This window comes from Kribbella sp. NPDC055071, from assembly GCF_053608045.1.
This window is the reverse complement of the sequence record NZ_JBSGUS010000018.1, coordinates 100,141-124,818: the sequence shown is the minus strand read 5'-3', so window position 1 is coordinate 124,818 and position 24,678 is coordinate 100,141. Positions and strand designations below refer to the sequence as shown.

Annotated in this window: 16 protein-coding genes; 7 read left to right on the top strand and 9 right to left on the bottom strand. The window is 67.5% G+C overall.

Annotation, left to right across the window (positions count from 1 at the left end; genetic code table 11):
- From ACWF4Z_RS27895 to ACWF4Z_RS27865, 7 genes are all read right to left on the bottom strand, one after another.
- On the bottom strand, positions 1-1,986 hold the full coding sequence (locus tag ACWF4Z_RS27895; RefSeq protein ID WP_452246108.1) for a DNA/RNA non-specific endonuclease: 1,986 nt from the start codon (positions 1,984-1,986) through the stop codon (positions 1-3).
- A 12-nt stretch (positions 1,987-1,998) separates the two neighbouring features.
- A complete protein-coding gene (locus ACWF4Z_RS27890; RefSeq protein ID WP_452246107.1) occupies positions 1,999-5,088 on the bottom strand; it encodes an AAA family ATPase in 3,090 nt (1,029 codons plus the stop codon).
- Complete coding sequence (locus ACWF4Z_RS27885; protein ID WP_452246106.1) at positions 5,085-6,854, bottom strand: trypsin-like serine peptidase; 1,770 nt, start codon at positions 6,852-6,854, stop codon at positions 5,085-5,087. The genes ACWF4Z_RS27890 and ACWF4Z_RS27885 overlap by 4 nt, the downstream gene beginning before the upstream one ends.
- 18 nt (positions 6,855-6,872) lie before the next feature.
- The gene (locus tag ACWF4Z_RS27880) at positions 6,873-8,321 is read right to left on the bottom strand and encodes an amidohydrolase family protein (RefSeq protein ID WP_452246105.1); all 1,449 of its coding nucleotides are present in this window, start codon (positions 8,319-8,321) and stop codon (positions 6,873-6,875) included.
- 90 nt (positions 8,322-8,411) lie between these two features.
- Positions 8,412-9,278 (bottom strand): S41 family peptidase, encoded by an 867-nt coding sequence (locus ACWF4Z_RS27875; RefSeq protein ID WP_452246104.1) that lies wholly within the window; start codon positions 9,276-9,278, stop codon positions 8,412-8,414.
- A 158-nt stretch (positions 9,279-9,436) separates the two neighbouring features.
- Positions 9,437-10,861 (bottom strand): M4 family metallopeptidase, encoded by a 1,425-nt coding sequence (locus tag ACWF4Z_RS27870; RefSeq protein WP_452246103.1) that lies wholly within the window; start codon positions 10,859-10,861, stop codon positions 9,437-9,439.
- On the bottom strand, positions 10,858-11,301 hold the full coding sequence (locus ACWF4Z_RS27865; RefSeq protein ID WP_452246102.1) for a hypothetical protein: 444 nt from the start codon (positions 11,299-11,301) through the stop codon (positions 10,858-10,860). Before ACWF4Z_RS27865 ends, ACWF4Z_RS27870 begins: the two co-directional genes overlap by 4 nt.
- A gap of 484 nt (positions 11,302-11,785) precedes the next feature.
- Between ACWF4Z_RS27865 and ACWF4Z_RS27860 the strand changes: the two genes are divergently transcribed.
- Positions 11,786-12,526, top strand: a complete 741-nt coding sequence (locus tag ACWF4Z_RS27860; RefSeq protein ID WP_452246101.1) for a hypothetical protein — start codon at positions 11,786-11,788, stop codon at positions 12,524-12,526.
- On the opposite strand, the gene ACWF4Z_RS27855 is transcribed toward ACWF4Z_RS27860, so the two are convergent.
- Positions 12,499-14,001: an FAD-dependent oxidoreductase gene (locus ACWF4Z_RS27855; protein ID WP_452246100.1), complete on the bottom strand. Its 1,503-nt coding sequence runs from the start codon at positions 13,999-14,001 to the stop codon at positions 12,499-12,501. The genes ACWF4Z_RS27860 and ACWF4Z_RS27855 overlap by 28 nt on opposite strands.
- An 88-nt stretch (positions 14,002-14,089) precedes the next feature.
- Between ACWF4Z_RS27855 and ACWF4Z_RS27850 the strand changes: the two genes are divergently transcribed.
- The 5 genes from ACWF4Z_RS27850 (at position 14,090) to ACWF4Z_RS27830 (ending at position 20,397) form a co-directional block, all read left to right on the top strand.
- Complete coding sequence (locus ACWF4Z_RS27850) at positions 14,090-14,665, top strand: TetR/AcrR family transcriptional regulator (protein ID WP_452246099.1); 576 nt, start codon at positions 14,090-14,092, stop codon at positions 14,663-14,665.
- A 128-nt stretch (positions 14,666-14,793) separates the two neighbouring features.
- Positions 14,794-17,442 (top strand): MGH1-like glycoside hydrolase domain-containing protein, encoded by a 2,649-nt coding sequence (locus ACWF4Z_RS27845; RefSeq protein WP_452246098.1) that lies wholly within the window; start codon positions 14,794-14,796, stop codon positions 17,440-17,442.
- The gene (locus tag ACWF4Z_RS27840) at positions 17,439-18,569 is read left to right on the top strand and encodes a glycogen debranching protein (protein ID WP_452246097.1); all 1,131 of its coding nucleotides are present in this window, start codon (positions 17,439-17,441) and stop codon (positions 18,567-18,569) included. The genes ACWF4Z_RS27845 and ACWF4Z_RS27840 overlap by 4 nt, the downstream gene beginning before the upstream one ends.
- Before the next feature lie 17 nt (positions 18,570-18,586).
- The gene (locus ACWF4Z_RS27835; protein ID WP_452246096.1) at positions 18,587-19,528 is read left to right on the top strand and encodes a hypothetical protein; all 942 of its coding nucleotides are present in this window, start codon (positions 18,587-18,589) and stop codon (positions 19,526-19,528) included.
- Between the two features lie 116 nt (positions 19,529-19,644).
- A complete protein-coding gene (locus ACWF4Z_RS27830; protein ID WP_452246095.1) occupies positions 19,645-20,397 on the top strand; it encodes a hypothetical protein in 753 nt (250 codons plus the stop codon).
- Between the two features lie 34 nt (positions 20,398-20,431).
- Here the strand turns inward: ACWF4Z_RS27830 and ACWF4Z_RS27825 are convergent, their stop codons facing one another.
- Positions 20,432-22,786, bottom strand: coding sequence for an FdhF/YdeP family oxidoreductase (locus ACWF4Z_RS27825; protein WP_452246094.1), 2,355 nt, complete (start codon positions 22,784-22,786; stop codon positions 20,432-20,434).
- 174 nt (positions 22,787-22,960) lie between these two features.
- On the opposite strand from ACWF4Z_RS27825, the gene ACWF4Z_RS27820 reads away from it, so the two are divergent.
- Positions 22,961-24,676, top strand: a complete 1,716-nt coding sequence (locus ACWF4Z_RS27820; protein ID WP_452246093.1) for a S53 family peptidase — start codon at positions 22,961-22,963, stop codon at positions 24,674-24,676.
- The last annotated feature ends 2 nt before the right edge of the window (positions 24,677-24,678 follow it).

Genomic DNA, 24,678 nt, shown 5'->3' with positions numbered 1-24,678 from the left:
TCAGGTGATGATCTGCTCGAAGGAGTCCAGTGGGGCGTACACCGGCTCGCGAGTGCTGACTGATTCGTCGCCGATCCGCGGCCGGCCGAACGGGTCGGCCGGGATGTAGGTGGTCAGGTCGTACCCGGTCGCGTCGGCGAGATCGGCGATCGCGATCTGGAAGGTCCGGTACGGGCCGAGGACGAAACCTTCGACCGCCTCCACCCGCGACCGCTTCTCCAGGAGGTCGCGGATCAGATCCCCTTGGCTGAGCAGGTACGCCGTGGCGTGCAGCTTCTTGCCTGCGCTCGCCGGCATCACCACCAGCTTCCAGAACTCGCGCGGAACGGCCAGGCCCTCGACGAGCTCGGGATCGTCGGCGCGCAGGACCGGGCCGGTGAACACGCATGCCTTGAAGCCCTTGGTCCGAGCGTTGTCGAGGATGTAGTTCTCCAGACCCTGCCAGAGCTGCTTGCCCTGGTTGAGCTGCGAGTGCTGGAGGGCCGCATTGGTGTAGTGGAATGTGTCCGCGTTCGCGTCCTTAGCCAGCTGCGTGGCGTCGTCGATGCCCGTCGCAGCCACGTCCCAGTTCGGGTCCTCCCGCCGTACCATGTGCCCGCGATCGATCTGGGGATCGTTGTAGTCGGCCTGAGTGAGCTGGATGTCGGCGGGGATCCGCTTGTCCGCGAACCACTTGTCCTGGGTGCGCTTGATCCGCACGGAGTGTTCGCCGTCGATATTTACCGCGGTCATCAACGGCTGCCGGCGAGCCCGGTGGTACTTGACGCCGAAATGTGTGTAACGCAGTTCGAACGGCGCTCCGGCAGTTCCGTCGCTGGGCTGCGCCAACTCGGCTTCGGTGTCGACATCGAGCCCCGGCCAGGGCGCCGCCAGCTTCTTGCCGAGGAAGCTCGGGTCGTACCCCTCGCGGCCGGAGAAGAATGTGGGCGCGTGCGTCCCGTCCTTCGCCTCGTCCGATGGCTTCTCGATCGGGCCTCGGTTTCTGCCGACCACCGGCCGCTCACCGGCCAGCAGACGCTTCAGGGTTCCGACGCCGACGGCATTGTTCTGTACGCCGTACTGCCCGGAGAAATGCAGTCCGACGACCTTTCGGTTCTCCAGGCTGACCAGCGGCGATCCGGAGTTCCCGCCCAGGCTGGTGCAGTCGTGGCTCAGCGCCTGCCCGCCGCCGAGTGCCTGCATGACGAGTCCCGGCGCGAAGCGCTTCACCCCGAACAGGCCCTGGAAGTAGCGTGCCTGGTCGTTCTTGTCGTTGCGCGAGTCGTACGCCGGGTACCCGATCAGCGCGACGCGTTGCTCGGCCTCCGCCTCCTCGTCGGCCAGCGGCAGCGCGGACGGCAGCCCGGGTTCGCCCTCGATCCGGAGCAGCGCGACATCGGGCGAGGCGTCGTCGGCCAGGTACCTGATGCTGGTGACCTGGACCGGCGTCGCAGCGCCGGGATCGGAGTGGACCTCCTCCTTGAAGTCGAGTTGAGCCTTGTACAGGATTCCGGCCGGCGAGCGGAGGAAGACTCCGCTGCCATCGGCCACCCGCGCGGCGATCAATTTCGCGACATGCCGGTTGGTGGCGACCACGCGGCTCGTTGCGGTCGGCTCGTCGATCACCCAGCCGGTACCGCCCCAGTCCATCTCGTGATTGATGAACTCCACGCGCCCGACGGACTTCACGTAAGACTCGACGCCCTTGATCAACGCGTCCGTGCCCGCGGCGAACTCGGGCAACGCTTCCATCACCACGGCGTCGTTCTCGACGAGAAGCGGTGGCCGGCCGAACCGCCGTACTATCGCCTCCAACTCGTCGACGGGGAGCACGCTCTCCAGATCGTCTCCTTTGTCGAGCCGTTCCGCGTCCCGCTCCGACACCAGCACCGGCGGCACCAGGCCGGCCGCAATTGCCTCCGTGATGACGTTGCGCAACGCGTCGTTCTGCAACCTCTCCTCGACCCGCGCCCGCCGCACAGCCTCGTCCTGCATTCCATCCGTCATGGTCATTTCCCCCTAGAGCTTGAATCTCCTTGCGCGGCGTCTCCCGAGCAGCACGGCCAGCGGCGGAACGAAGGCACTCGGCACGTTCCGTCGAAGCAACAGCGCCGCCGCGGCCGTGATGTCCGTCCGCGCGGCGTGACTCGCATCGTCGTAGGTCCTCGGCGCTCGTTGGCGCAGCAGTCCGAGTACGTCGCCGACTGTCATCTCCGGGCACCACGCTGCGAGCTGCGCTTCGGCCAGGTCGTCAGGCCCGGCCTGGAGCGCGGTCAGCCGATCGGCGATCGAGACGTCGACGGGACGCGCCCATGTCGTGGGTTTGGCCGTCGACCCGTAGGACCACGAGCCGGCGGTGGTACGACGCCAACGCTCAGCCGCCTGCGCGACGAGCCGAAGATCGGCGTCCTGGTGAAGGTAGGCAGCCGCGCCGACCGTCTCCGCGAGCAGGCCGAGATCGGTCAACACCTGCAGCGACTGCTCGGTCCCGTAGTTGTGCCACGGCTGGAATCCCTGCGGTGCCAGGAAACCCAGCGCGTCGAGCCCGCGGGCGACCGCCGTCACCCAATCACCGAGGTACTGATGATCCTCGAACCGGCTCATGGTCCCCACCAGTTCGGCGAACGGCGAAAGCACCGCAAACGACCGCGCCGCCACCACGGACGCATCGACCTCGCCGCCGTCCAGCGGACCAGTCCGCCCAGTGATCCGCTCCCAACCAGGCGAGTAGTCCACCACGCTGGTCGGCTCACTGCGGTCCCACTGTGTCGCGGCTTCCTCAGCCACATCGAAGAGCTGACTGCGCGCCGGGAACGACGTGCGCGCGCGGTAGAAGGCGAAGCGCAGCGCCGCACTGGAGACCGATGGCCGAGTCGACAACCCGGTTTCGGTCGCCCCCATGATCGCACCTCTGCTGCCCCCGGTGAGGGCTTGTACGAGGGCGTCGAAGCTGAACTCGGCGCCCATCTCCAGCCGGCAGATCCTGTCGAGGAACGAAGCGTTCTCCTCTTGTGTGAGCAGCAAGCCGGCCCGATCCCAGCCGCCCTGCTGGCCGAGGAGCTCGCGGGCCTCGCGCCAGCGGCCGGATCGCCAGAGGAACGTGATGGCTGGGATCGCTTCTGGGCTGGTTGGATCGAAGGCGGCACCGGCGTACGCGCGGTCGTAGACGTAGTTGCCCTCGAGCCAGTCCGAGCGCTCGTTCATCGCCCGCAGCTCGGCCACCGCATTCACATCCAACTGCCGCCCGGGCACGGGCCGGTCGCCGCGGAAGCTCGTCGACCGCTCCCCCTGGCTCTGCAGTACGACGTCCTGTGCGACCTCGGGCAGTTCCGCGATCGTTGGTGCATCCAACTGTGCGAGCACCGCGGGATCGATCGGTGGCACTGCCGGCCGGCGGCGCATCAGCTGGAGTTGGTGATAGGCCGACTCGGCCTTCGCCCATGGCTCGGGCCGCGCACGGAACCACTTGGCTGCCGCCCGGTCGATCCGCGCCGACTTCGCCGGCTCCGCGTCGTACAGCATCGGCAACAGCACGGCCCTCATGTCCGTCCGATGGCGCACGAAGCCGTCTGCGGCGGGTTCGACCAGCCAGTGCTGACTGGCCAAGGCTTCGAACAGTTCCTGCGCCCGCGCCGGAGTCAGACCCTTGAGTCCGACCTGCGGCCCGACGACCTCGCGGATCACCTCAGCGTTGATCAGCCGCACGACGAGCCCCGGAACCGCGAGCCTGTTCAGCGCATCGTTGTCCAGCCGGGACAGGATGAAGCGATACAGGTACGGCACCGCCAGCTCGCCTCGCCCGCGGGCCTTCGGCAGGTCTCGCGTCCCGTGCTCGTTCGCGAACTTGGCCGACAGCCGAAGAGCCAGCGGGTTCCCGTCCGCGAACGTCCTGAGCTCCCCCCACGACTGCGGATGGACCTCGAGACGCTCCAGCCGGCGGTCGGCACTGTCCTCGTCCAGGCCACGCAGCGAGATCCGCTCTTCGACGCGGGCGCTCGTCCCGTCCAAGGCGCCGCCGCGTCCGGCGCCGACGACAGCGATGGGCACGTTCAGGACGTTCGCGAGTTGGTTCAGCCAGGTGAAGAGCCGGCCAGGATGCGTTTCGCCACGAGCCCGCAGTACCTCCAGCGTGTCCAGCGTCAGGAAGATCCGTCGCGGCGGATTGCCGAGTGCGTTGGCCAGCACGGGAGCTAATTCCTCTGGTACCTGTTCCGGACCGTCGCCTTTCAGCACGGGCATGCTGGCGGCACGTTCCCGGGCCTGCTGAATCGGCTGCTCCGCACCAGGAAGCTGAGCCGACACCTGCCGGGCGAACTCCAGCGTCAACCCGACCGAATCCAGGACGTCGAGGCCGGCTCGGTCGAAGTCCAGGCGGACTACAACCCAGTCATCGTCGCGGCCGAGCAGCGTCGCGGCGACCTCCTCGAGCAGCGCCGACTTCCCGATGCCCGGCAACCCGTCGATGTAGAGCGCCTCGGCCGGCCGGCCGGCGACCGCATCGTCGAGCCAGCCAATGATCTGCGCGATCTCCCGATCACGCCCGAAGAAGCCACGATCCTGATCGGTGGACGCGACGAGATCGAGATGGGTGAGTGCCGCCTTGACCCTTGGTGCCTGCTGGTACTGCGGCGCCAGCGGTCCGGCCCGGCCGAGCCCGATCGCGAGCCGCTCCAGCACCTCCCGGTCCGAATCCTGGTCCACCGCCACCGCGATCGCATCGGCCGCGAAGATGCCGTCCGCCTCGATCGCGTTCAGCAGGTCCACCGTCGGTGGATCCGGCTCCTTGTCCCTGCGCCAGGCGACGGCGTCGTGCATTTGATCGTCGGCCGCGAGTCCAGTGAGGATCCGCCGGCGTTCGGCACCGCGCATCAACCACTGGCCGGTCACCGCGGACAGGACGGTGTCGCAGGCCTGTGACAGGCCGGCCGCGATCGCGGTCAGTTCGATCGGATCGGTTGTCGCGACCACGTCGATGCTTCGCAAGGCCTGGACCGGGTCGAACGGACCGGACAGGGCGGCGTACACCCGCGCCTGCTCGATGCCTTGAGCAACGATTGGCGACTGCGCGCCGGCCGGCTGCGTCGACAGCACATTCTGGTACTCGGTCATGGCGTGCGGCCTCCCTGCTGACGCAGGAGTGCCAGGTACGGCTGCAAGCTGTCGACGACCCTGCCGAGATCCTTGGTGGCATAGCGCTGGTTGAACTGCTCAAGACCTTGCAGTGCGAGGTCGGCCTGGCTGTCGATCACGATCGGATCGACGGTCTCGGTGAGCTCGGTTGCGGCGCGGGTCAGACAGTCCTGCACATCCGCGCGGGTGAACTCGCCGATGTAGTCGACGACCAGCCCCGCCTGCCCGTCGCCGCCGGCGACGTCGGGCGCGGCGAACTCGAGCCCGCCCAGCTGGACGGTCTCGAGACCGGCAACGACCAGGCGGACCTGCGGCAGCGCCAGGCAGGCGACGACGAAACCTTCGAGCTGCAGCCTGGTCAGCTCGGACATCCGCGCGGACGGGCCGTCGAAGAAGAACCACACCGTCCGCCCGAGCTTCGCGGCCGCCTCGTTCACGGCGAACGCCAGCCGCCTCGCCCGATCCCGAGCCACCGCTTCCGGAGCTGCCTGGACCGGATCGACCCCACCGGGCGACGGCGGCTCGGCGACCAGGAGTCCCGACGCCTCGACGCGCTGCGCGACATCCACCATCAGGTCAGGTACCGAGTCGCCGACAGGAATCCGGATCGCGAACTGTGCTCCGCCCTGCCGAAGCAGCAGTTCGTCCAGAATCCGGTACGAGAAGCCGAGACCCGTCTCATCTCGGTCGACCAGATTGCTCCGCTTCACGCGAATCCCGCGGACCCGCGTGGCGTCCTTGCTTGCCTCGGCAACGCTGCGGACGAAGAGATCCCGGCCGATCACCAGCCGATCGCTCTGCCCGTCCAGATGCCAGAGCTCGGTCGGCGAGATGTCGTTCCGGATCAGTCCGGCCACGGCGTCGAGGAACAGGTACGCCGGCACGAACCGTCCATACTTGCCGTTGCCCGATCTACCCTGGTGCAGCCCGAAGAACTCGAACCGCTCGTTGAAACACGCGCCGCCGGAGGAGCCGCCCTCGGTGTCGACGTCGTGCCGGAGGCGGACATTGACACCCCGGATCTTCCAGGTCGTACCGTCGCCCAGCCCCTTGTCCACCCCGGCCGGAAAATCGAGCAGATACAGCTTCATCCGCGACTTCGCCGACGGCGCGGTGGACGGCATCCGGACGAATCCGAGGTGCCGCGCGGCCGGTCTGCGCAGTGCGAGCAGGGCAACGTCGTGGGAGTTCAGTACGTCGGCATCCTGACTCGGAGCGATGCTGTGCCACTCGTCGGCGCCACACGGGGATTCGTACGACGGCGGTACGGCGGCCTCGTGGGTGGTGCCGTCGGCCAACATCACGGTCAACCGCGGCGGTGGATTCTCCACGACTCCCGGCCCCTGGCTGCGGACCACGTGCCACGCCGTGAGTACCAGCCCAGGACCGACCAGGCAGCCGGAACCCGCGAACCGGTTGTCCACCTCGATCCGGCACCGGAACGTCTTGGCCCGTTCGAGGAAGTGCTGCATGCCCTCGATGTTGATCCGGCCGGCGCCTGCCGCCGTACCGTCGATCTCCACTCCCCTGGCCCGGAGCGCCTCGCCGAACGCGTCGAGGAGACCGAGACCCTGCAACTGGATGATGCACTGCTTGGCGGCATCGGTGCCGAGGAAGGCTGCCGCTGCCGCGATGGAGGCAAGGTTCAGCGGGTTGTCGACGTCGTGCTGGATGGCGGCCAGTGCTTCGTCGGCGATGGCCGGGTAGGTCTCAACGATTTCGATGAGCTCAGCGTCGTCCCACACCGCCGGGCCTCCCTGTCATCATTGCGGTACGTCCGCAGGCCGGGCCAGCCAGTCCGGGGTGCGACCGGGCGCGTACCGCTCGTACCGGTCCCAGAGTCTGCGGTTGTTCTTGTTCCCGGGATCGCCGAATCCCAGGAAACGCAGGGCGTTGGCGCCCATGAAGTCGTCGGCCGGACCCGCTCCGAGCTTCTCCCGGTACAGGTCTCGGTACGTGGTGAGGAAGCTTTCCCACGCCGGGTAGACGGCGAGCATGAACCAGTCGGTTCCGTACATCAGGCGTTGCCGCATTACCGTCGTGGCCGGACGGCCGAACATCTCGTGCAGGCGGTCCAGGTACGGCCCGGACAACGCGCTGTCGTGGATCTTGTGGTCGCCGACATCGGCGTACAGGAAGTCGAACCGCGCGGCCGCGTTCGCGATCTGCCAGATCCATCCGTCCGGGTCCTCGACGGCGCGGGCGCCACCGAAGTGGCCGAGGTTCACGTGCAGACCGGAGTACCTGCCGAGGACATCGATCCAGCCGCCCGGTCCGGCCAGCCCCGCGGTCTCGTAAGCCCTGCTGGCGTACTGCGAGTTGTTGCAGTGCGCCGTGATCGGTACCTGCTCGGCCTCGCACCAGGTGTAGAACTCGTCGAGGACTTCGTTGAGTGCCTTGGCTTCGTCGGCGGTCACGTCGCCGACGGCAACGTTGTTCAGCGGACGGAAACCCATCGGCGGGTAGAGCTTCACGCCGACGAAGCCGAACCGCGTCACGGCATCCTGGACGATGGCCAGCGGGGTGTCGATGTCGCCGGCCTGTCGCGCCCGTACTTCATGGCGCGGATCGAAGCCGACGAACGGGTGGATCCGGGCAGTCGTCGGCCACGGCAGCCGGCCCAGCATGCTGAGGCGGCTGATCTGCTCCTGCAGGATGACCTGTTCGCGGATCGTGGTCTTCGCCGTGTCGCCGAGCGCCGTGCCCAGGTCGACAAGCATCGGGCAGAAGAGGTCGACGTCCGGATAGGTCGACGTCAGCACCCCGGTCAGGTCCAGCCGTGACTTCGTGAACAGCTTCGCCCACGTCACTGCCCGGCGTACCGCCTTGGTGATGTCGAACAGGCCCTCGTCGAGTCCGGCCTCGGTGTCGGCCAGGTCGTCGGCGGCTCTGCGCACCAGATCCGGGGTGCGCTGCATGAGCTCCGTCAACTCCGCGTCGACCTCGAGCCGGAGCTGATCGCGTGGATCGACGACCCGCTCGGCCGGCTCCAGGCCCTCGAGGCCGTCCCCGAAGGTACTCCCTCCGAGTAACGCGTCAAGCCGAGGCTTCTCCTCGGCGAACCCCGGCGCCCCCTTCTGAACAATCGTGTCGAGCAGCGCCGCAACCGCGGGACTGACCAACGAGTCGTGCAGCCCCACATGCCGGACGAACCCCCGAACCGGCAAGTCGTCCGCGTTGAAGTTGTGACAATGCACATCCACCACAGGCATCGCGATCCCTCCCCCATCAAGCGGAGCGATCTGACCCACCCTTTGATACAACCTGACGGCATCCCCGAGCGGCTGGGCCGCCGGCGGACGTCAGCGCAACGCTGCCACCGCGGTCTCGATGATCCTGTCCGGAGGGCTTATGACATCGGGCACTACGCCCTCGCCTTCCCAGTTGGTGCCGGTGATCGTGTCGACGACGTACGCCTCAGGTAGGTAGGCCAGAACTGTCGGGGCCAGGCGGACCGGGGTGATGTGATCGGCGGCGCCGGGTGTGGTCTCGCCGACGACTGTGACTCGGCCTCGTGTCTGTAGGTGATAGGCGAGCGCTTCGCCGGACGAGAACGTGCCTTGGCCGACGAGGACGGCGACCGGTTGGCGCAGGCTTGTGCCGGTCGATAGGGCGGGGGTCCACCACTGGCGCCGGCGGTCCGGGTAGACGACTTCGGACAGCTGGGTCGGCGTATCGCCGAGGAGCCGGCCGGCGATGTGTGCCGCCGTTGCCGGGTCGCCGCCCCCGTTGGCGCGCAGGTCGAGCAGGATTCGCGCCGAGCCCTGCGCGAGGGCGAACGCCGCGTCGAGATACGGCTGGGCGAGGCTGAGGTCGTCAAGGTCGTCGATGCTGATCAGGCAGGTATTGTCCGGCAGGCGCCGTACCTGCGAGATGCTGGCGGCCCGAGCCCGGACCACGTCCGGATCCGGATCCGGCCAGCCCGGCGACACGCTGTCCGGTTGTTGGGTGCCGCCGGGCTCGAAGGTGAGCGCGAGATGATGCGAGACCGTCCACGCAACCCGCTCAATCGCCACGCAGTCGGCGGCGGTGACCGGGGTATCCGCCGCTGCAAAGTTCTCGGCGAGTACGGCGATCAGCGCGTCGCGACGGGCACCGGCCGGCATCAGCCTCTGCAGCCAACCCGTAAGCCGCCCGACGAGGTCACGCACCACCAGGTCGTCGGACATGATCGAACAGTAGATCAGCGGGTCCGCGTCCAGCACTCAAACCCGTTATGCCCGCAGCAGACCGACAGACCTGATCCGCAGCGAATCAGGTTCTAGCACGCGCCCGACTACGGCGAGCGGCCGACTTGGTCGCTCGCCATGGCCGGGTTCTGGAGTCTCTACCGGTGGGCGGCCCCGGCTGCGTCGAGTGGTTGCTGGCGTGACAGTGCGCCGCCGGAGACGTCTTCGAGGACTCCGACGATGCCTTGGCGGGTCACGTACCAGGAGCCGTCCAGGCCGGTGAAGGTTGACATCTCGCCGTTGCCGACATGGCCGTCCACGGTTCCGGCGTACTTGGCAGGGCCGGTGTTGAAGCTCAGCAGCAGAGTGCCGTCGTGCATCCGCCACTGACCGGCGCTGGATCCGGTGAAAGTACCGTCACCGTTGAACGTGATCGCCGTCTGGCCGTAGTTGGTCGTCGAACCCCAGCTGTAGTGCAGGATCCACGTACCGGAGATCGCCGGGCGGCCGACGAGAATGCCTACCTGCCGCCAGGCGTCGGCGACGGCCTGCTGTTCGAGCGGACCGTACAGCAGCCCGGCGTTGTCCGTCGTCAGGCTGGCAAAGTCCAGGAACTGAGCCGTCGGCGTCAGCCGCGGATCGCACAGCGTCATGTACCAGATCCGGCCGGCCTTCTCCCACGCGTAGCCGCCGAGGGCGACAGCGGCCAGGTAGAAGGCACGGTTCGGGATGCCCGAGTTGATGTGCACGCCGCCACTGTCGCTGGTCGTCGTGACGTAGTGCGCCATGTCGGCCGGCTGCGGGTCCTTGCCCAGCACCTTGTCGTCGTACGCCGTTCCCGGAGCCTTCATCGACCTCAGGGCGACACCGTTCACCGCCGACGTGAACAGACCCGCGCCGATCAGCCAGTCGGCGGCCGCCGCCGTCTGCTGCGGCGATGCGAAGAACTGCTTCACCATCGAGCCGAAGACGTCTGAGATCGACTCGTTCAGCGCACCCGACTGGTTCTCGTAGATCAGGTTCGCCTGGTGGCCGGTGACGCCGTGGGTGAGTTCGTGGCCCATGATGTCGACGGCGATGGTGAAACGGTTGAAGTACAGGCCGTCGCCGTCACCGAAGGCCATCTGCGTGCCGTTCCAGAAGGCGTTGTCGTAACCCTGCCGGTAGTGCACCGTCCCGGGCAGATCCATACCCGCGTTGTCGATCGAGTTGCGTCCGAACACGTTCCAGTACAGGTCGAACGTCGCGCCGAGCCCGTCGTACGCCTCGTCGGCCGCCGGGTCGCCGATGGCCGGCTGACCCTCGCTGCGGACCACCGTGCCGGGAAGAACGCTGCTGTGCGCGGTGTCGTAGATGATCCGCTGCTTGCGTGGTGTGGCCGCGGCTGCGCCCTGCGACACAGTGCCGTTCGCTGTGGACCGCAGGAACATCTCGGTGAGCCGGGCCGCGCGAATCGACGTGTCGGTAGCCAATGTCCGCAGTGCCAGCTGTCGTTGCTCATCAGGGGCGTTGAGCGCGATGTTCCGCAGGATGTGCGGAGGCACCACCGTGCAGGCCGAGCAGGACCGGCGTGGAGTGGTCATCTGTCTGCCCCCTTCTTGGCCCGGTTGTTCGATCGCTTGCCGTTGCGTGCGGTGGCGCTCGCACCGGCCGTCGCGAGTTCGGGCATGTCTTCCAGCGCGCTGTCGACCGCGGAGCCGTCCGGTCCCGCCGGGGTGGCGAGCTCGCCGACCAGCGCACCGTCGGGCAGGAAACCCGAGGTCCCCTCCTTGGACAGGTACCAGACGCCGTCCAGCCCGGCGAAGGTACTCATCGCGCCGGACCCGATGTTGCCGTTGACAGTGCCGCCGTACTTCGCGGGACCACCGTCGAAACTGAGCATCACTGTGCCCGAGCTCTGCCGCCACTTCCCCGAGTACGGGCCGCTGAACGAACCGTCACCGTTGAAGGTGATCAGTGTCTGCCCGTAATTCCCCGTCGCTCCCCAACTGAAATGGAGCGTCCAATTCCCTGCAACCGCCATGGCTGCCCCCTGCCGATCAAAGCCGCGGGCCGGCCGACCGCCGGCACCGTCGAATGGTGGATCGCCGACGACCACTTCCGGTCTCTGGGCAGCACGAACGCACGCAAGCGTGTCCCGGCTTGCTCCAGGGAGCAGAAAAGTGACCCCGAGCCCCCTCCCTCGTCGCATTCCATCACAGCCGCCCGGCGATCAACAGAGCTCGGCGCAATTGCCTTGGACGAGATTCTTTCAATTGTTTGTCCAGGCCAATCGAAAGCGTTTTCCGTCCGGAATTCGGCGCCACGTCACAGCGAATTCCCACGCGATTACATGCAGTGCGTGACCGCGAATAATTCATGTGCTTGAGCGATAGATCAGCAGTGAATACAAATGTCCGAAGTCGGTGCGCCGGACGACCTTGACGGTGATAGGGACAGAGAGGAGGGTGAATTCGACGTACGTCGGCGAATCTTCCGGCCCGCGTACTCATTGGGGGTGTTTCGAGATGCGTCCGGAGAAGGTAGAGATCAAGGTCACGCTCGCAGACGACCACGTCGAGGAGGCGATCGACCGCCTCGGGCTCAGCGGCGGCGAGCCCCTCACGGTGGTGTTCTGCGAGGACGTCACCGATGCCGCGGCGACGTCGGCGTTGCTCGACATCGGCGTCGTACTGCGGATTCGGGGCAAGACCGCCACGACCGGCGACTCGACGATCAAACTCCGGCCGAGTCGCTGGTCCCAGCTCGATCCGCACTACTTCGAGAACATCGAGGCCGACACGGACGACGCGGAGGACCTGAAGATCGAGGCGGACTGGGCGGGCCAGTCGCGGTCGCTGGCTGCGTCGATGAAGGTCGAGTGGTCGGACTCTCGGCTTTCCGCCGCGCAGGCTGATGCGCGGCTGGTGCCGGAACTGTTCAGCAAAACGCAGCTCGACTTCCTCGGCACCTGCAGCGTGGGCCGGGTCAACCTCGCGGCCGTGAGCGTACTGCCGCCGATCACCGCCACGCGGTTCGAGGAGTTCACCATTGACGGCGTGACGTCAGAGGTACGGGCCGAACGCTGGCAGGTCGGCGCCGGGCTCGACTTCCTGGAGCTCTCGATCGTCTCCAAGCCGAAGAAGGCCGTCGCCGCTCAGGCCGCGCTGACCGCCTTCGTGCACCAGCAGCAGTTGCCGATCGACACCAGCCAGGTCAGCAAAACCCGCCAGGCCATCGATCACCTGATCGCAAAATCCTCGATCTGACGGCGCGTAGATAGCGCCGACGCCTGGCCGATCGTCGTGAGGTAGTCCGCGACCGCGGAGAGGTCGCCGTGGTCGGAGATCACTGCGATGTAGCCGTCGGGGCGGATCAGGACGAGAGTGCGGTCGGTGGCGGCGTACGCGCCGGCGAGGTGGCCTTCGGTGTCGGCAATGCCGTGGGGAGCAGCTTCCCCGACTACCTGCACCGTGGGCGTGGGACCGAAGGTGAGGAGCGTGAACCGGCCACCGCCGATCAGGTCGAACAGGCGGCGGTCGCCATTCAGCTTCGTTGCATCGGGCGCGCGGTCGCCTGCGCGCAGCGAGGCGGTCTCGTCACGGTCGTCGCGCGCCAGGGCGGAGCCACGGTAGCCGAGGTCGAGTTGCGTCGTACTCCCGTCGCGACGAGTCGGGATGCCTTTCTGCCGGGCAGCCTCGGCCAGGCGGCGCTCGGACAGCGCGAGCACGCCGGCCGCGATCGGTCGGCGCTCGGCCTCATACGTGTCGAGGAGCGACGCCGAAGCACCCTGTACGACGGCCGCGAGCTTCCAGGCGAGGTTGTGAGCGTCCTGAATGCCGGTGTTCATCCCCTGACCGCCCGCCGGCGAATGAATGTGTGCCGCGTCGCCCGCGAGGAACACGCGACCCGCCCGATAGCGATCGGCGAGGCGGACGTTGGCGCGCCACAGCGAGGACCACTCGGGTCCGTGGAGTTTGAGGTCGGTCCGACCACTGCGCCGTTCGAGGATTGCTTGCAGGTTGGCGAGGCCGAGTCCGGAGTCCTGACCGGGGGCGATGCTTGCCTGGTACTGGAAGAGGTCGGTCGAAGGCAGTGGGCAGAGGTTGACCATTCCGTCGGGGTGCTGCCACATGTGCCAGGCATCGCGGTCGAGCCCGTCGACGGCGACGTCCGCGACGATCATTCGCATTTCATCGCGAGTCTCGCCCTCGAACGCGATTCCCGCCTGTTTGCGTACGACGCTGTGCCCGCCATCGCACCCGACCAGCCAGCGCGCGGTGACCCGCTCGGACCGACCGTCCTTGACGACCACCGCCGTCACCGCCTCGTCCGACTGCTCGAAACCCTCCAGCAGTACGCCGAAGTCGACCGAGCCACCGAGCTCCACGAGCCGCAACCTCAGCGCCTCCTCGGTCCGCCACTCAGGTGTGATCAGGCTGGCCGGATAGGGAATGTCCGGGCGTTGACTGACCGCGTCGACGCTGTGCAACGTGACCTGGTCGTCCGGAGCGGTCGAACGGATCGGCATCGCCAACTGACCGTGAGAGCGGACGCGCTCGCCGATGCCGAGATCGTCGAACACCTCCAGAATGCGCGGCTGGATGCCCTTGCCCCGAGAGCCGGGCTGCGGCCCGGGAGCAGCGTCGATCAAGCGGAACGGGACGCCGTCGCGGGCGAGCTCACAAGCCAGCGTCAGCCCGGTCGGACCGGCACCGACGATCAGAACAGTCGTCTCAGTCATCGATTCCTCGGATTAAGAGTTGTTTTCATCTCTTCCACGAGAGTAGGTCGGTCTGGTAAGAGATGCAAACCTTCCTTAAGGTGATGGTGTGACAGTCACACGCCGGCGCGGCCCGGAGCTCGAGGCCGCCCTTCTGGAGGCAGCGTGGGATGAGCTGGTGCAGGTTGGCTTCGCCAAGCTGACGATGGAGTCCGTCGCTACCCGCGCCCACACCGGGGTCGGCGTGCTCTACCGCCGCTGGCCGAACAAAGACCAGCTCGCTCTGGCGGCACTTGAGCACTACCGGACCAGGCACCCGGTCGACGTTCCGGATACCGGCACTCTGCGCGGCGACCTTCTCGCCGCTCTGACCAGCATGGGCGAGGCGCGTGCCGAGTTCTTCGCCATCGCCACAGCGACGATCTTCTCGGGGTTACTGGCCGAAACCGGGCTCACTCGCACCCAAGCGCGCGACCGGGTCGTCGGCGACCAGCGGCTGCCGCGCATCCGGTCCATCTACCAACGCGCCCACGATCGCGGCGAAATCGACCTGAAACGGGTCCCGTCCGCCGTCTTGATGATGCCGTTCGACCTCGTCCGCCACGACCTGCTCATGAACCCGCGGCCCGTCGAACCCGCCCGCATCCTGTCGATCGTCGACGAGCTCTTCCTCCCCCTGATCTGAGCGCACACATCCCCCGTCTTGGGCGACGGCGCGGGACAAGCTCGGCACATCGTGGAACGATCGTAGGCGCAGCTGCGTGCGGGGTCGCCCGACCGTGCGGAGATGGTCGGAGGAGAGGGAGAGCACCTATGGCCGGGTCCGACGAGTGGCGCTTGTGGGGTCCTTACCTGAGCGAGCGCCAGTGGGGCACGGTGCGCGAGGACTACAGCGCGGACGGCAGCGCGTGGAGCTACCTCCCACATGACGATGCCCGCTCCCGGTCGTACCGGTGGGGCGAGGACGGGCTGGCTGGATTCAGTGATCGCGAGCAACGGCTGTGCATCGGCCTCGCGCTGTGGAACGGTCGCGATCCGATGCTGAAAGAGCGACCGTTCGGTCTCACCGGCGCGGAGGCGAACCACGGGGAGGACGCCAAGGACTACTGGTGGTACCTCGACGCCATCCCGAACCATGCCTGGAACCGGTGGCGCTACCACTATCCCCAGGCTGCCTTCCCGTACGACGACCTCCGCGCCGAAAACGGTCGACGCGGAAAGCACGACCCCGAGTACGAACTGCTGGACACCGGCGTCTTCGACGACGACCGGTACTGGATCGTCGAAGTGCACTACGCGAAGGCCGACCCGACCGACCTGCTGATGACCGTGCAGGTCACCAACGCCGGACCCGAGCCGGCGACGATCCACGTCCTGCCGACGGCGTGGTTCCGCAACACCTGGTCGTGGAGCCCCGGCACTCCCCGACCCGAACTCGCCGCCACCGGGGACAATTCCGTCCGGGTGTCGCACCCATCTCTCGGTGAGCTGGAGCTGCTGGCCGGACCGGATCCTGACGGCAGCGCACCCACGCTGTTGTTCTGCGAGAACGAGACCAACACGCAACGGCTGTACGGCGTCGCCGGGACCACGCCGTACCCCAAAGACGGAATCAACGACCACGTGGTGTCCGGTGCCGAGACGGTCAATCCGGCCCGCCGGGGTACGAAGGCGGCTGCGTGGTACCGAGCGGAGGTCGCGCCTCAGGCCACCCTTGAGCTGCGATTGCGGCTGCGTCCAGTGGGCTCCGACCCGGCGGCCGCCCTGGGACGGGATTTCGACGACGTCGTCGCGACCCGCTGGGCCGAGGCCGACGCGTTCTACGCCGACCTCACTCCCCCGGCGGCCTCAGCCGACGAGGCGATGGTGATGCGACAGGCGTTCGCCGGGATGCTGTGGAGCAAGCAGCTCTACTACTACGACGTGGCGCGCTGGCTCGACGGCGATCCCGGCCAGCCGGACCCGCCGGCGTCACGGCGGACCGGCCGGAACTCACGATGGCGAACCTTCAACTCGTTCGACGTCATGTCCATGCCGGACAAGTGGGAGTATCCGTGGTTCGCCTCCTGGGATCTCGCGTTCCACTGCATCGCCCTGGCACATGTCGACCCTGACTTCGCCAAGGACCAGTTGCTGCTGGTCTGCCGCGAGTGGTTCCAGCATCCGAACGGCGCGCTCCCGGCGTACGAATGGGACTTCGGCGACGTCAATCCGCCGGTCCAGGCGTTCGCCGCGCTGGAGGTCTTCGCGATCGACGGTGGCCGTGACCTCGACTTCCTCAGCCGGGTCTTCGACAAGCTGCTGGTCAACTTCACCTGGTGGGTGAACCGCGAGGACGCCGACGGATCGAACCTGTTCGAGGGTGGATTCCTCGGCCTGGACAACATCGGCCCGCTGGATCGTTCACACCTGCCGGTCGGCGGCGTACTCGAGCAGTCCGACGCCACCGGATGGATGGCGATGTACGCGCTGGCGATGTCGACGATCGCGGCGATCCTGGACCGGACCGGACACCGGCCGGCCGACGATCTGGTGCACAAGTTCCTCGAGCACTTCGCCGAGATCCGCGCCGCGATGAGCACGCAGGGGATGTGGGACGAGAAGGACGGGCTGTTCTACGACCGGATCGCCGTACCGGCCGGCGGTGTCGTGCCGGTCCGGGTGCACTCGATGGTCGGCATCATCCCGCTGCTGGCCGTCGCCGTGATCGACGAGCGGTACCTCGAGCAATCCATTGCCCCGGGCAAGCAGTTCGCCGAGTTCCTCGACCGGCAGGGGTTTCGCGAGCTCGAGGATCTGGTGAAGGCGAGAGTGCTGCGTGGCGAGCCCGGACGTCGGCTGCTGCTCGTCGGCGCCGCGGGGGTTGAGCAGGTACTGCGGCTGTTCGACCGGCTGTTCGATCCTGGTGAGTTCCTGTCGCCGAACGGACTGCGGTCCTTGTCGGCGTTCCACCGCGATCATCCGTACACGATCGAGGTCGAGGGAGTCCGCGCGTCTGTCGACTACGAGCCGGCCGAGTCGACCACCGACATGTTCGGCGGGAACTCGAACTGGCGTGGGCCGGTGTGGTTCCCGCTGAACTTCCTGGCCGCCGAGGCATTGGGTCGGTATCACCGCTTCTTCGGCGACGACCTCACGGTCGAGTATCCGACCGGTTCCGGCGTACGGCAGACCCTCGGCACCATCGCCGACGACCTGCGCGCGCGACTGGTGTCGATCTTCCTCGCCGGGCTCGACGGCCGGCGACCGTGCTTCGGCGGAGTCGAGAAGCTGCAGCGCGATCCGAACTGGAGGAACAATCTGATGTTCCACGAATATTTCCACGGCGATAACGCGGCCGGCCTGGGCGCGGCGCACCAGACCGGCTGGACTGGACTCGTGGCTGACCTGATCCGGCGCCGGCACGGTGTCGTTACCTCCCTCGACGACGTGCTCCGATCGCTGAGCGAGCAGAAGTCATGAGTACGGCGCTGCCCGGCCGGCCGACGCCACTCGGCGCGACGCCCGGTCCCGACGGCACCAACTTCGCGGTGGCCTCGGCGGCGGACGGCGTACTGCTGTGTCTGTTCGATGCCGATGGCAACGAGACCCAGATCCCGCTGCAGGAACGCGACGGTGAGGTGTGGCACGGACTCGTGCCCGGCGTCGGGCCTGGGCAGGCGTACGGGTACCGGGCCACCGGGCCGTACGACCCGCGGCGCGGTTTGCGCTGTAACCCGGCGAAGCTACTGCTCGACCCGTACGCCAAGGCCATCCACGGTGAGGTGCGATCCGGTCCGGAGGTGCTCGGGTACGCCGTCGACGACGCCCCGAGCGAGCTGGACTCAGCAGGACATGTACCGCGCAGCCTGGTGACGGACACGTCGTTCAGTTGGAGCGATCGGCCCCGGCCGCGTCATTCGTACGCCGACACGGTCCTGTACGAGGTCCATGTGAAGGGCTTCACGGCCGCGCATCCCGCCGTACCGGAAGATCTTCGCGGCACGTACGCCGGCCTGGCCCACGAGGCGGCGGTCGGTCATCTCGTCGACCTCGGGGTGACCACGGTCGAACTGCTTCCGGTGCATCACTATGTGCCCGAGGGGACGCTGGTCGACCACGGTTTGACGAACTACTGGGGCTACAACACCATCGGGTTCCTGGCGCCGCACGCCGGTTACTCCGCCGCGGTGCGGGCCGAGCGGCCGGGCGGGCAGGTGGCGGAGTTCCAGGCCATGGTCGACACGCTCCACGGTGCCGGACTCGAGGTCATCCTCGACGTGGTGTTCAACCACACCGCCGAGGGCAACCACCTCGGCCCCACCTTGAGCCATCGGGGGTTGCACAACCCCGCGTACTACCGGCTCGTGCCCGGCGACCAGCGCTATTACATGGACACGACCGGCACCGGCAACTCACTCAACGCGGACAACCCGTTCAGCCTCCGGCTCATCATGGATTCGTTGCGGTACTGGCTGACGGAGATGCAGGTCGACGGCTTCCGGTTCGACCTGGCACCCACGCTGGCTCGTGAGGACGGTGGCTTCGACCGGATGGCGGCGTTCTTCGATCTCGTGGCGCAGGACCCGGTCGTCTCCAGGCGAAGCTGATCGCCGAGCCGTGGGACGTGGGCCAGGGCGACAGCTACGACCTCGGCCAGTTCCCGCCGCAGTGGAGCGAGTGGAACGGCCGGTACCGCGACGTGATGCGCGACTTCTGGCGTGGATCGGACGGGCTGATCGGCGAGTTCGCGACCCGGTTCTGCGGATCGCCCGACCTGTACCGCTGGGACGGTCGGCGCCCGACCGCGTCGGTCAACCTCGTCACCGTCCACGACGGCTTCACCCTGGCCGACCTCGTCGCGTACGACGGCAAGCACAACGAGGCCAACGGTGAAGAGAACCGTGACGGTACGAGCGACAACCGGTCCTGGAACTGCGGCACCGAAGGCCCGACGAGCGATCCGGACATCCTGGCGCTGCGGGCCCGGCAGAGTCGCGCGATGCTCACCACGCTGCTGCTGTCCTTCGGCGTACCGATGCTGCTGGGCGGCGACGAACTGGGCCGCACGCAGCGCGGGAACAACAACGCCTACTGCCAGGACAATGAGATCAGCTGGTTCGACTGGTCCACCGCCGACGAGGAACTAACGGCGTTCACCAAGGATCTGATCGCCTTGCGGCGCGCACATCCGGTCTTCCGACGCCGGCGCTACCTGACCGGTATCGCGGCCGAAGAACTCCGCTGGTTCACCCCCAGCGGCACGGAGATGACGCAAGCAGACTGGGACTACCCCGGTGCCCGCGCCCTGGCCCTCTACCTGGACGGCAACGACAACCCCGACCAAGGCCCAGACGGCAGGTTACTGGTCGACGACGACTTCCTCCTCCTGGTCAACGCCTGGTGGGAACCCCTCGACTTCGCCATACCCCCCACCGACCCCACCGAGACCTGGACCCCAGTCCTCAACACCTACACCCCCCAAGACCCCACCCCCGCCAAACTAACCCCAGGCGACCACCTAACCATCCACCCCCGCTCAATAACCCTCCTACAAGCCCACCGCTAAACCCCACACCACCTCAGGCGTGCAGTTAGCAGGTGCGTGGCACGTCGATGATCCGTAAGCTCTAGCAGCGGCCCTGGTACCGCCCGTGTTTCGGCCGCTTCGGATCAAGGAGCAACATGAGGCGTTTCCTTGCAGTGGCGCTCGGCATCATCCTGGCCCTGGTCGGGCTGGTCCCGATGCCACCGGCGCAAGCTGTGCAGACCAAGAGCCCCGGACCGAGCGTCGTGCTTTCTTGGGGCGTGAATCCCGACGGCACCGTCGTACCACTCAACGCGGCCGCCAAGGCAAGGGCCTCCGCGCCGTCGAAGGAGGCGCGGTCGTGTACGTGGGAGCCGGACGGCAAGTGCTACTGGTACACCGGCCCCGGCCAGTTCAACCGCCGCAGCATCTGTTTCCAGAACAACCTGGGGGTCTACTGGAACTACGTGCAGGCGCAGCAGGGCTTCGAGTCCGGTACGTCAACGGTCAAGTTCTACAACCACGGCGCATCGACCGGAACGCCGGCCTCGTGCGAGTCCAGTGGCGACTGGCTACCGTCACAAATCCTGTACTACCAGGCGTACGGCACGGACGACGGCCGCTGCTTTCACTTCACGCAGCCCGTCGACATCATCGGCTATTACGACAATCCGGCCACCATCTGGATGAACGCTTCGCCGAACCGTCCGGCAGCCTGCACCGACACCCTCCAGCACCGCAACAACAACATCTCGAGAGCCATCGGCATCATCCTCGGCCTCGCCGAATTCAGCAGTTCAACCAACCTGACCGCATCCGTCATGAACACCTACTTCAGCGGCTCCTACAACTTCCCCGGCGTCGACGACCGCAACGCCCTCTACTGGCTCTACTACTACAACTCCCTCTAACCCAGCCACTCTTGCTCTTCTTTGAGGGTTTGGACTACTCAGTGGACTGGCTGGGGGTAACTTCGACGACGAGGTGTTTGGTTATTGGTTGTTCGCTTTGAGTGCTGACGTCGGCTATGCCGCAGAGGAGGTTCAGTTCGGGCATGTAGCCGGCGGTGTTGCCGCGGGGCAGGTTGTGTTGGACTGCGCGGTAGCCGTAGACGGATCGGGTGGTGCCGTCTTTGGAGAAGCTGCGGATGTCGACGAGGTCGAAGTCGGCCAGGCCGCGGTCGCTCATGTCGTCGGGGTTCATGAAGACGACGGTGCGGATGCCGGCCAGGCCGCGGTAGCGGTCGTCGTTCGCGTACACCGTGGTGTTGAACTGGTCGTGCGACCGCACAGTGGTGAGCATCAGCCGGCCCTCGCCGGGATCGACGTCGTCGGGCAGCGGTACGGCGAGGAACTCGGCCCGGCCGGATGCGGTCGTGAAGACGCGGTCCCGCTGCGGCTGGGAGAGACGGAAACCGTGCGGGGCCCGGACCCGTTTGTTGAAGTCCTCGAAGCCGGCGAGCGCCTGGGACATCGTGTCCCGGATGCGGTCGTAGTCCTCGACGTACTGCTCCCACGGCGTCGCGCTGTCGGGCAGGGTCGCCCGGGCCATGCCGGCCAGGATCGCGCACTCCGATCGCAAGTGCTCCGAGGCGGGCTTGTTCATGCCGCGCGAGATGTGCACCATCGCCATCGAGTCCTCGACGCTGATGCCCTGCTCGCCACTGGCCTGCCGATCCTTCTCGCTGCGCGCGAGGCACGGCAGGATCAGCGCACGCTTGCCGTGCACGATGTGACTGCGGTTGAGCTTCGTACTGACCTGGACGGTGAGCTCGCAGTTGCGCAGCGCCTCGAACGTGTACGGCAGGTCAGGCGCCGCGAGGGCGAAGTTCCCGCCCAGAGCCACGAAGACCTTCACGTCGCCGCGGTGCATCGCATGGATCGTGTCGACCGTACCCATCCCGTGCTCGCGCGGCGGCTCGAACCCGCACGCATCGCGAAGCCGGTCCAGGAAAGCCGCCTCCGGCCGGTGGTCGATGCCGCAGGTCCGGTTGCCCTGCACGTTGCTGTGACCCCGCACCGGGCTCGGCCCGGCGCCGATCCGGCCGATGTTGCCGCGCAACAGCAGCAGGTTGACGATCTCGCGAATCGTGTCCACGCCGTGCTCGTGCTGAGTCAGCCCGAGGCACCACGCGATGATCACCCGCTCCGACGCCAGGTACGAGTCGGCGAGCCGACGGATGTCGGCCTCCGCGATCCCCGAGTCCCGGACCAGGTCGGCCCACGGCGTCTCCTCGACCACTGAGCGGTACGCCTCGAATCCGGCCGTGGACTCGTCGATGAAGGACTGGTCGAGTACGCCGGGGTCTTTGGCCGCCGTCTCGAAGACGGCCTTCGCGACACCGCGGAGCAGAGCCATGTCCCCGCCGATCCGCACCTGCACGTTCATCGTCCCGGTGCGGGTGGTGTGGAAGGTGGCCATGTCGACGAACTCGTGCGGCACGATCGTGCGCCGCGAGGCCGCCTCGATCATCGGGTTGATGTGTACGAGCGCGGCCCCCCGGCGATCGGCCTCCGCGAGCCAGGTCAGCATCCGGGGTGCGTTCGTGGCCGCATTGTCGCCCATCAGCCAGATCGCGTCGGCCGACTCCCAGTCGTGGAGGTCGGTCGTCCCCTTGCCCGTCCCGATGGCCGCGGTCAGAGCCCGCCCGCTGGCTTCGTGACACATGTTCGAGCAGTCCGGCAGGTTGTTCGTACCGAACTCCCGCACCCACAACTGGTACAGGAACGTCGCCTCGTTGCTCAGCCGTCCCGACGTGTAGAAGGCGGCCTCGTGTGGGCTCGACAGACGGCGCAACCTCCCGCCGACCAGGGCGAACGCATCCTCCCAGGTGATCGGCAGGTACTTGTCGCTGTCCGGGTCGTAGGTCATCGGCTCGGCCAGCCGGCCGACGGCCTCGAGGTCGTGGTCGGTCCAACCGGCCAACTCGGTGACCGTGTGCGCGGCGAAGAACGCGCGGTCGGCCTTGGCCGGTGCCATCTCCCAGGTGACGTGCTTGACGCCGTTCTCGCAGATGTCGAGGTGTAACCCGGTCGGGTCGTCCGGCCAGGCGCAGCCCGGGCAGTCGAACCCGCCGTTCTCCTGGTTCATCACGAGGATTGCGTGCATCGCGTTCACGGGCTCCGGCGCCCGTTCGATGATGCGCCCGACGCTGCGGGCCGCACCCCAGCCCGCCGCGGGGTGGTCGTACTCCCGCCGCGAGTGCTTGCCGTCGGGCACCGGACCGGATCCCACCGCCGGTACGCCCGCCACCGCGCCGAGTAACCGCAGCTCAGCGTCGCGCTTCTCGTCTGCTGACATCGCCGCTCTCCTTGCCCGGCGACGCCGCCCGCAGCCGCCGTACCCGATCGAGCGTAGGAGCCTCCGGCCGCCCGCGCCAGTCATCTCCGCACAAATACCTGCTGGCGGGTAGAGCAGTTGACCGCGTGGGCGCGGATCCGCCACTGTGAAGAGATTGACGCACTGGGAGTGCTGATGAAATCGAGAGCCGGCGGCTTCGTCGCAATCGCGATGCTGCTGTCGGCCTGCACACCCGACCCAGCAGCCAGCCCGGTCTCGCTGCCCTCCCCCGCGGCCGGCGTCGTCACCTTCTACGTCTCGTTGCCCAGTTCAACGACCGCCCTTTTGCAAGCCGCGACAGCGGTCGCGACGCCCGGTTCGGGCCAATACCGCCACTTCCCGAAGGAATCCGAGGTCGGCGCGAAGTACGGCGCATCGGATGCCCAGATCAAGGACGTGACCGCCTCGATCACCAAGCTGGGGCTGCAGTTCGCCGCTGACCCGAGCCGTCTCTTCGGGCGCGTCAGCGGTACGACGTCCCAGTGGGAAACGGCTCTGGGCACACCGCTGACGGTCCAGGCGGCATCGGCATCCAGCCCGTTCACCACTTACAGCCTTCCGCAGCAACTACCCGCGGCACTGCAGACATCCAGCAGTGCCGTGATCTTCCCGCAGGCACAGGTGTACGACGCCACCGCCGAAGGCAACCGCCCGCCCAGCGCAAACCGGCCGACGCCCGCCGCGAAGACGGCCACCCCGTCCACCCCGGCCCAGCCCTGGCCGCTCAACACCGGCACGCCGCTGACGGCGAGCTGCTCCGCTCCGCCACTGCAGCAGCAGGAGGTCTACACCGGCCAGCAGGTCAGTCAGGCGTACGGGATCGACACCCTGCGCAGTTCGGTGTCCGGCACACCGACCATCACGGTTCTCGACCTCGGTGGCGGTTGGTTGCCGAGCGACCTCCAACTCGCCGGCGAATGCTTCGGCTACCAGCCACCGCAGATCAAGCAGGCTCAAGGCGACGGCGTACCGACCACGATCGCGAATGCCGACGGCGAGACCTCGCTGGACCTGCAGACCGCGATCGCCGTCGCTCCGGCCGCGCAGCTGCGGCTGGTCCAGACGACACCTACAGGCATGCTCGACGCCTTCAGCCGGGCCATCGGTGACCCCGCCGGCCCGCCCGACGTGGTCACCTTGTCGTACGGCGGCTGCGCCCTCGACGAGCAGCACGCACTACCGGCCTACACCGGTGTCATCGACGCGGTACTCGCCGTGGCCGCCATGACCGGGGTGTCGACGTTCGTTGCCGCCGGTGACGCCGGATCCACCACCTGCGGCACCAATCTCGGCCGTACGACGCTGTCGTATCCGGCGGTCTCGCCGTTCGTCACCGCGGTCGGCGGGACCAGGCTCGCACTCGGCGCCGGAAACGTCCGCGTCGCCGAGACCGTCTGGAACGACTCGCCGTACGGCGTCAGCGGGGCCGGAGGCGGCGGAATCAGCCGGTTGGAGGCGCGCCCGTGGTACCAGAACGGCGTCAGCAGCCAACCGACCCGCGTCGTCCCTGACGTCAGCGCACTCGCCGACATCGTGCCCGGCTGGCCGGTCGTGATCAGCGGGACACTGCAGCCCGTCGGCGGCACCAGCGGCTCGACGCCGCTGCTCGCGGCGACCACCGCGCTGGTCGCGGCGAACGAACGCACAGCCGGCCGGCCCCCGATCGGGCTCGCGAACGGCTGGTTCTACCAGGCCAAGTCGACACCATCGACCTTCTACGACGTGACCAAGGGCACCAACGACCTGGCCAAGGTCGGGTGCTGCCAAGCCGCCGTGGGGTACGACCCGGCCAGTGGCCTGGGTGTGCCCAATTGGGCGACGTTGCCCGCAGCTCTGCCGAAGCCAGACTGACG

Excerpts from the sequence above, each read along its gene's own strand:
- ACWF4Z_RS27840 (WP_452246097.1), top strand. The coding sequence starts at position 17,439 with ATGAGTACGGCGCTGCCCGGCCGGCCGACGCCACTCGGCGCGACGCCC.
- ACWF4Z_RS27890 (WP_452246107.1), bottom strand. The coding sequence starts at position 5,088 with ATGACCGAGTACCAGAATGTGCTGTCGACGCAGCCGGCCGGCGCGCAG.
- ACWF4Z_RS27830 (WP_452246095.1), top strand. The coding sequence starts at position 19,645 with ATGAGGCGTTTCCTTGCAGTGGCGCTCGGCATCATCCTGGCCCTGGTC.
- ACWF4Z_RS27880 (WP_452246105.1), bottom strand. The coding sequence starts at position 8,321 with ATGCCTGTGGTGGATGTGCATTGTCACAACTTCAACGCGGACGACTTG.
- ACWF4Z_RS27825 (WP_452246094.1), bottom strand. The coding sequence starts at position 22,786 with ATGTCAGCAGACGAGAAGCGCGACGCTGAGCTGCGGTTACTCGGCGCG.
- ACWF4Z_RS27870 (WP_452246103.1), bottom strand. The coding sequence starts at position 10,861 with ATGACCACTCCACGCCGGTCCTGCTCGGCCTGCACGGTGGTGCCTCCG.
- ACWF4Z_RS27845 (WP_452246098.1), top strand. The coding sequence starts at position 14,794 with ATGGCCGGGTCCGACGAGTGGCGCTTGTGGGGTCCTTACCTGAGCGAG.
- ACWF4Z_RS27895 (WP_452246108.1), bottom strand. The coding sequence starts at position 1,986 with ATGACGGATGGAATGCAGGACGAGGCTGTGCGGCGGGCGCGGGTCGAG.
- ACWF4Z_RS27820 (WP_452246093.1), top strand. The coding sequence starts at position 22,961 with ATGAAATCGAGAGCCGGCGGCTTCGTCGCAATCGCGATGCTGCTGTCG.
- ACWF4Z_RS27855 (WP_452246100.1), bottom strand. The coding sequence starts at position 14,001 with ATGACTGAGACGACTGTTCTGATCGTCGGTGCCGGTCCGACCGGGCTG.
- ACWF4Z_RS27875 (WP_452246104.1), bottom strand. The coding sequence starts at position 9,278 with ATGTCCGACGACCTGGTGGTGCGTGACCTCGTCGGGCGGCTTACGGGT.
- ACWF4Z_RS27860 (WP_452246101.1), top strand. The coding sequence starts at position 11,786 with ATGCGTCCGGAGAAGGTAGAGATCAAGGTCACGCTCGCAGACGACCAC.
- ACWF4Z_RS27865 (WP_452246102.1), bottom strand. The coding sequence starts at position 11,301 with ATGGCGGTTGCAGGGAATTGGACGCTCCATTTCAGTTGGGGAGCGACG.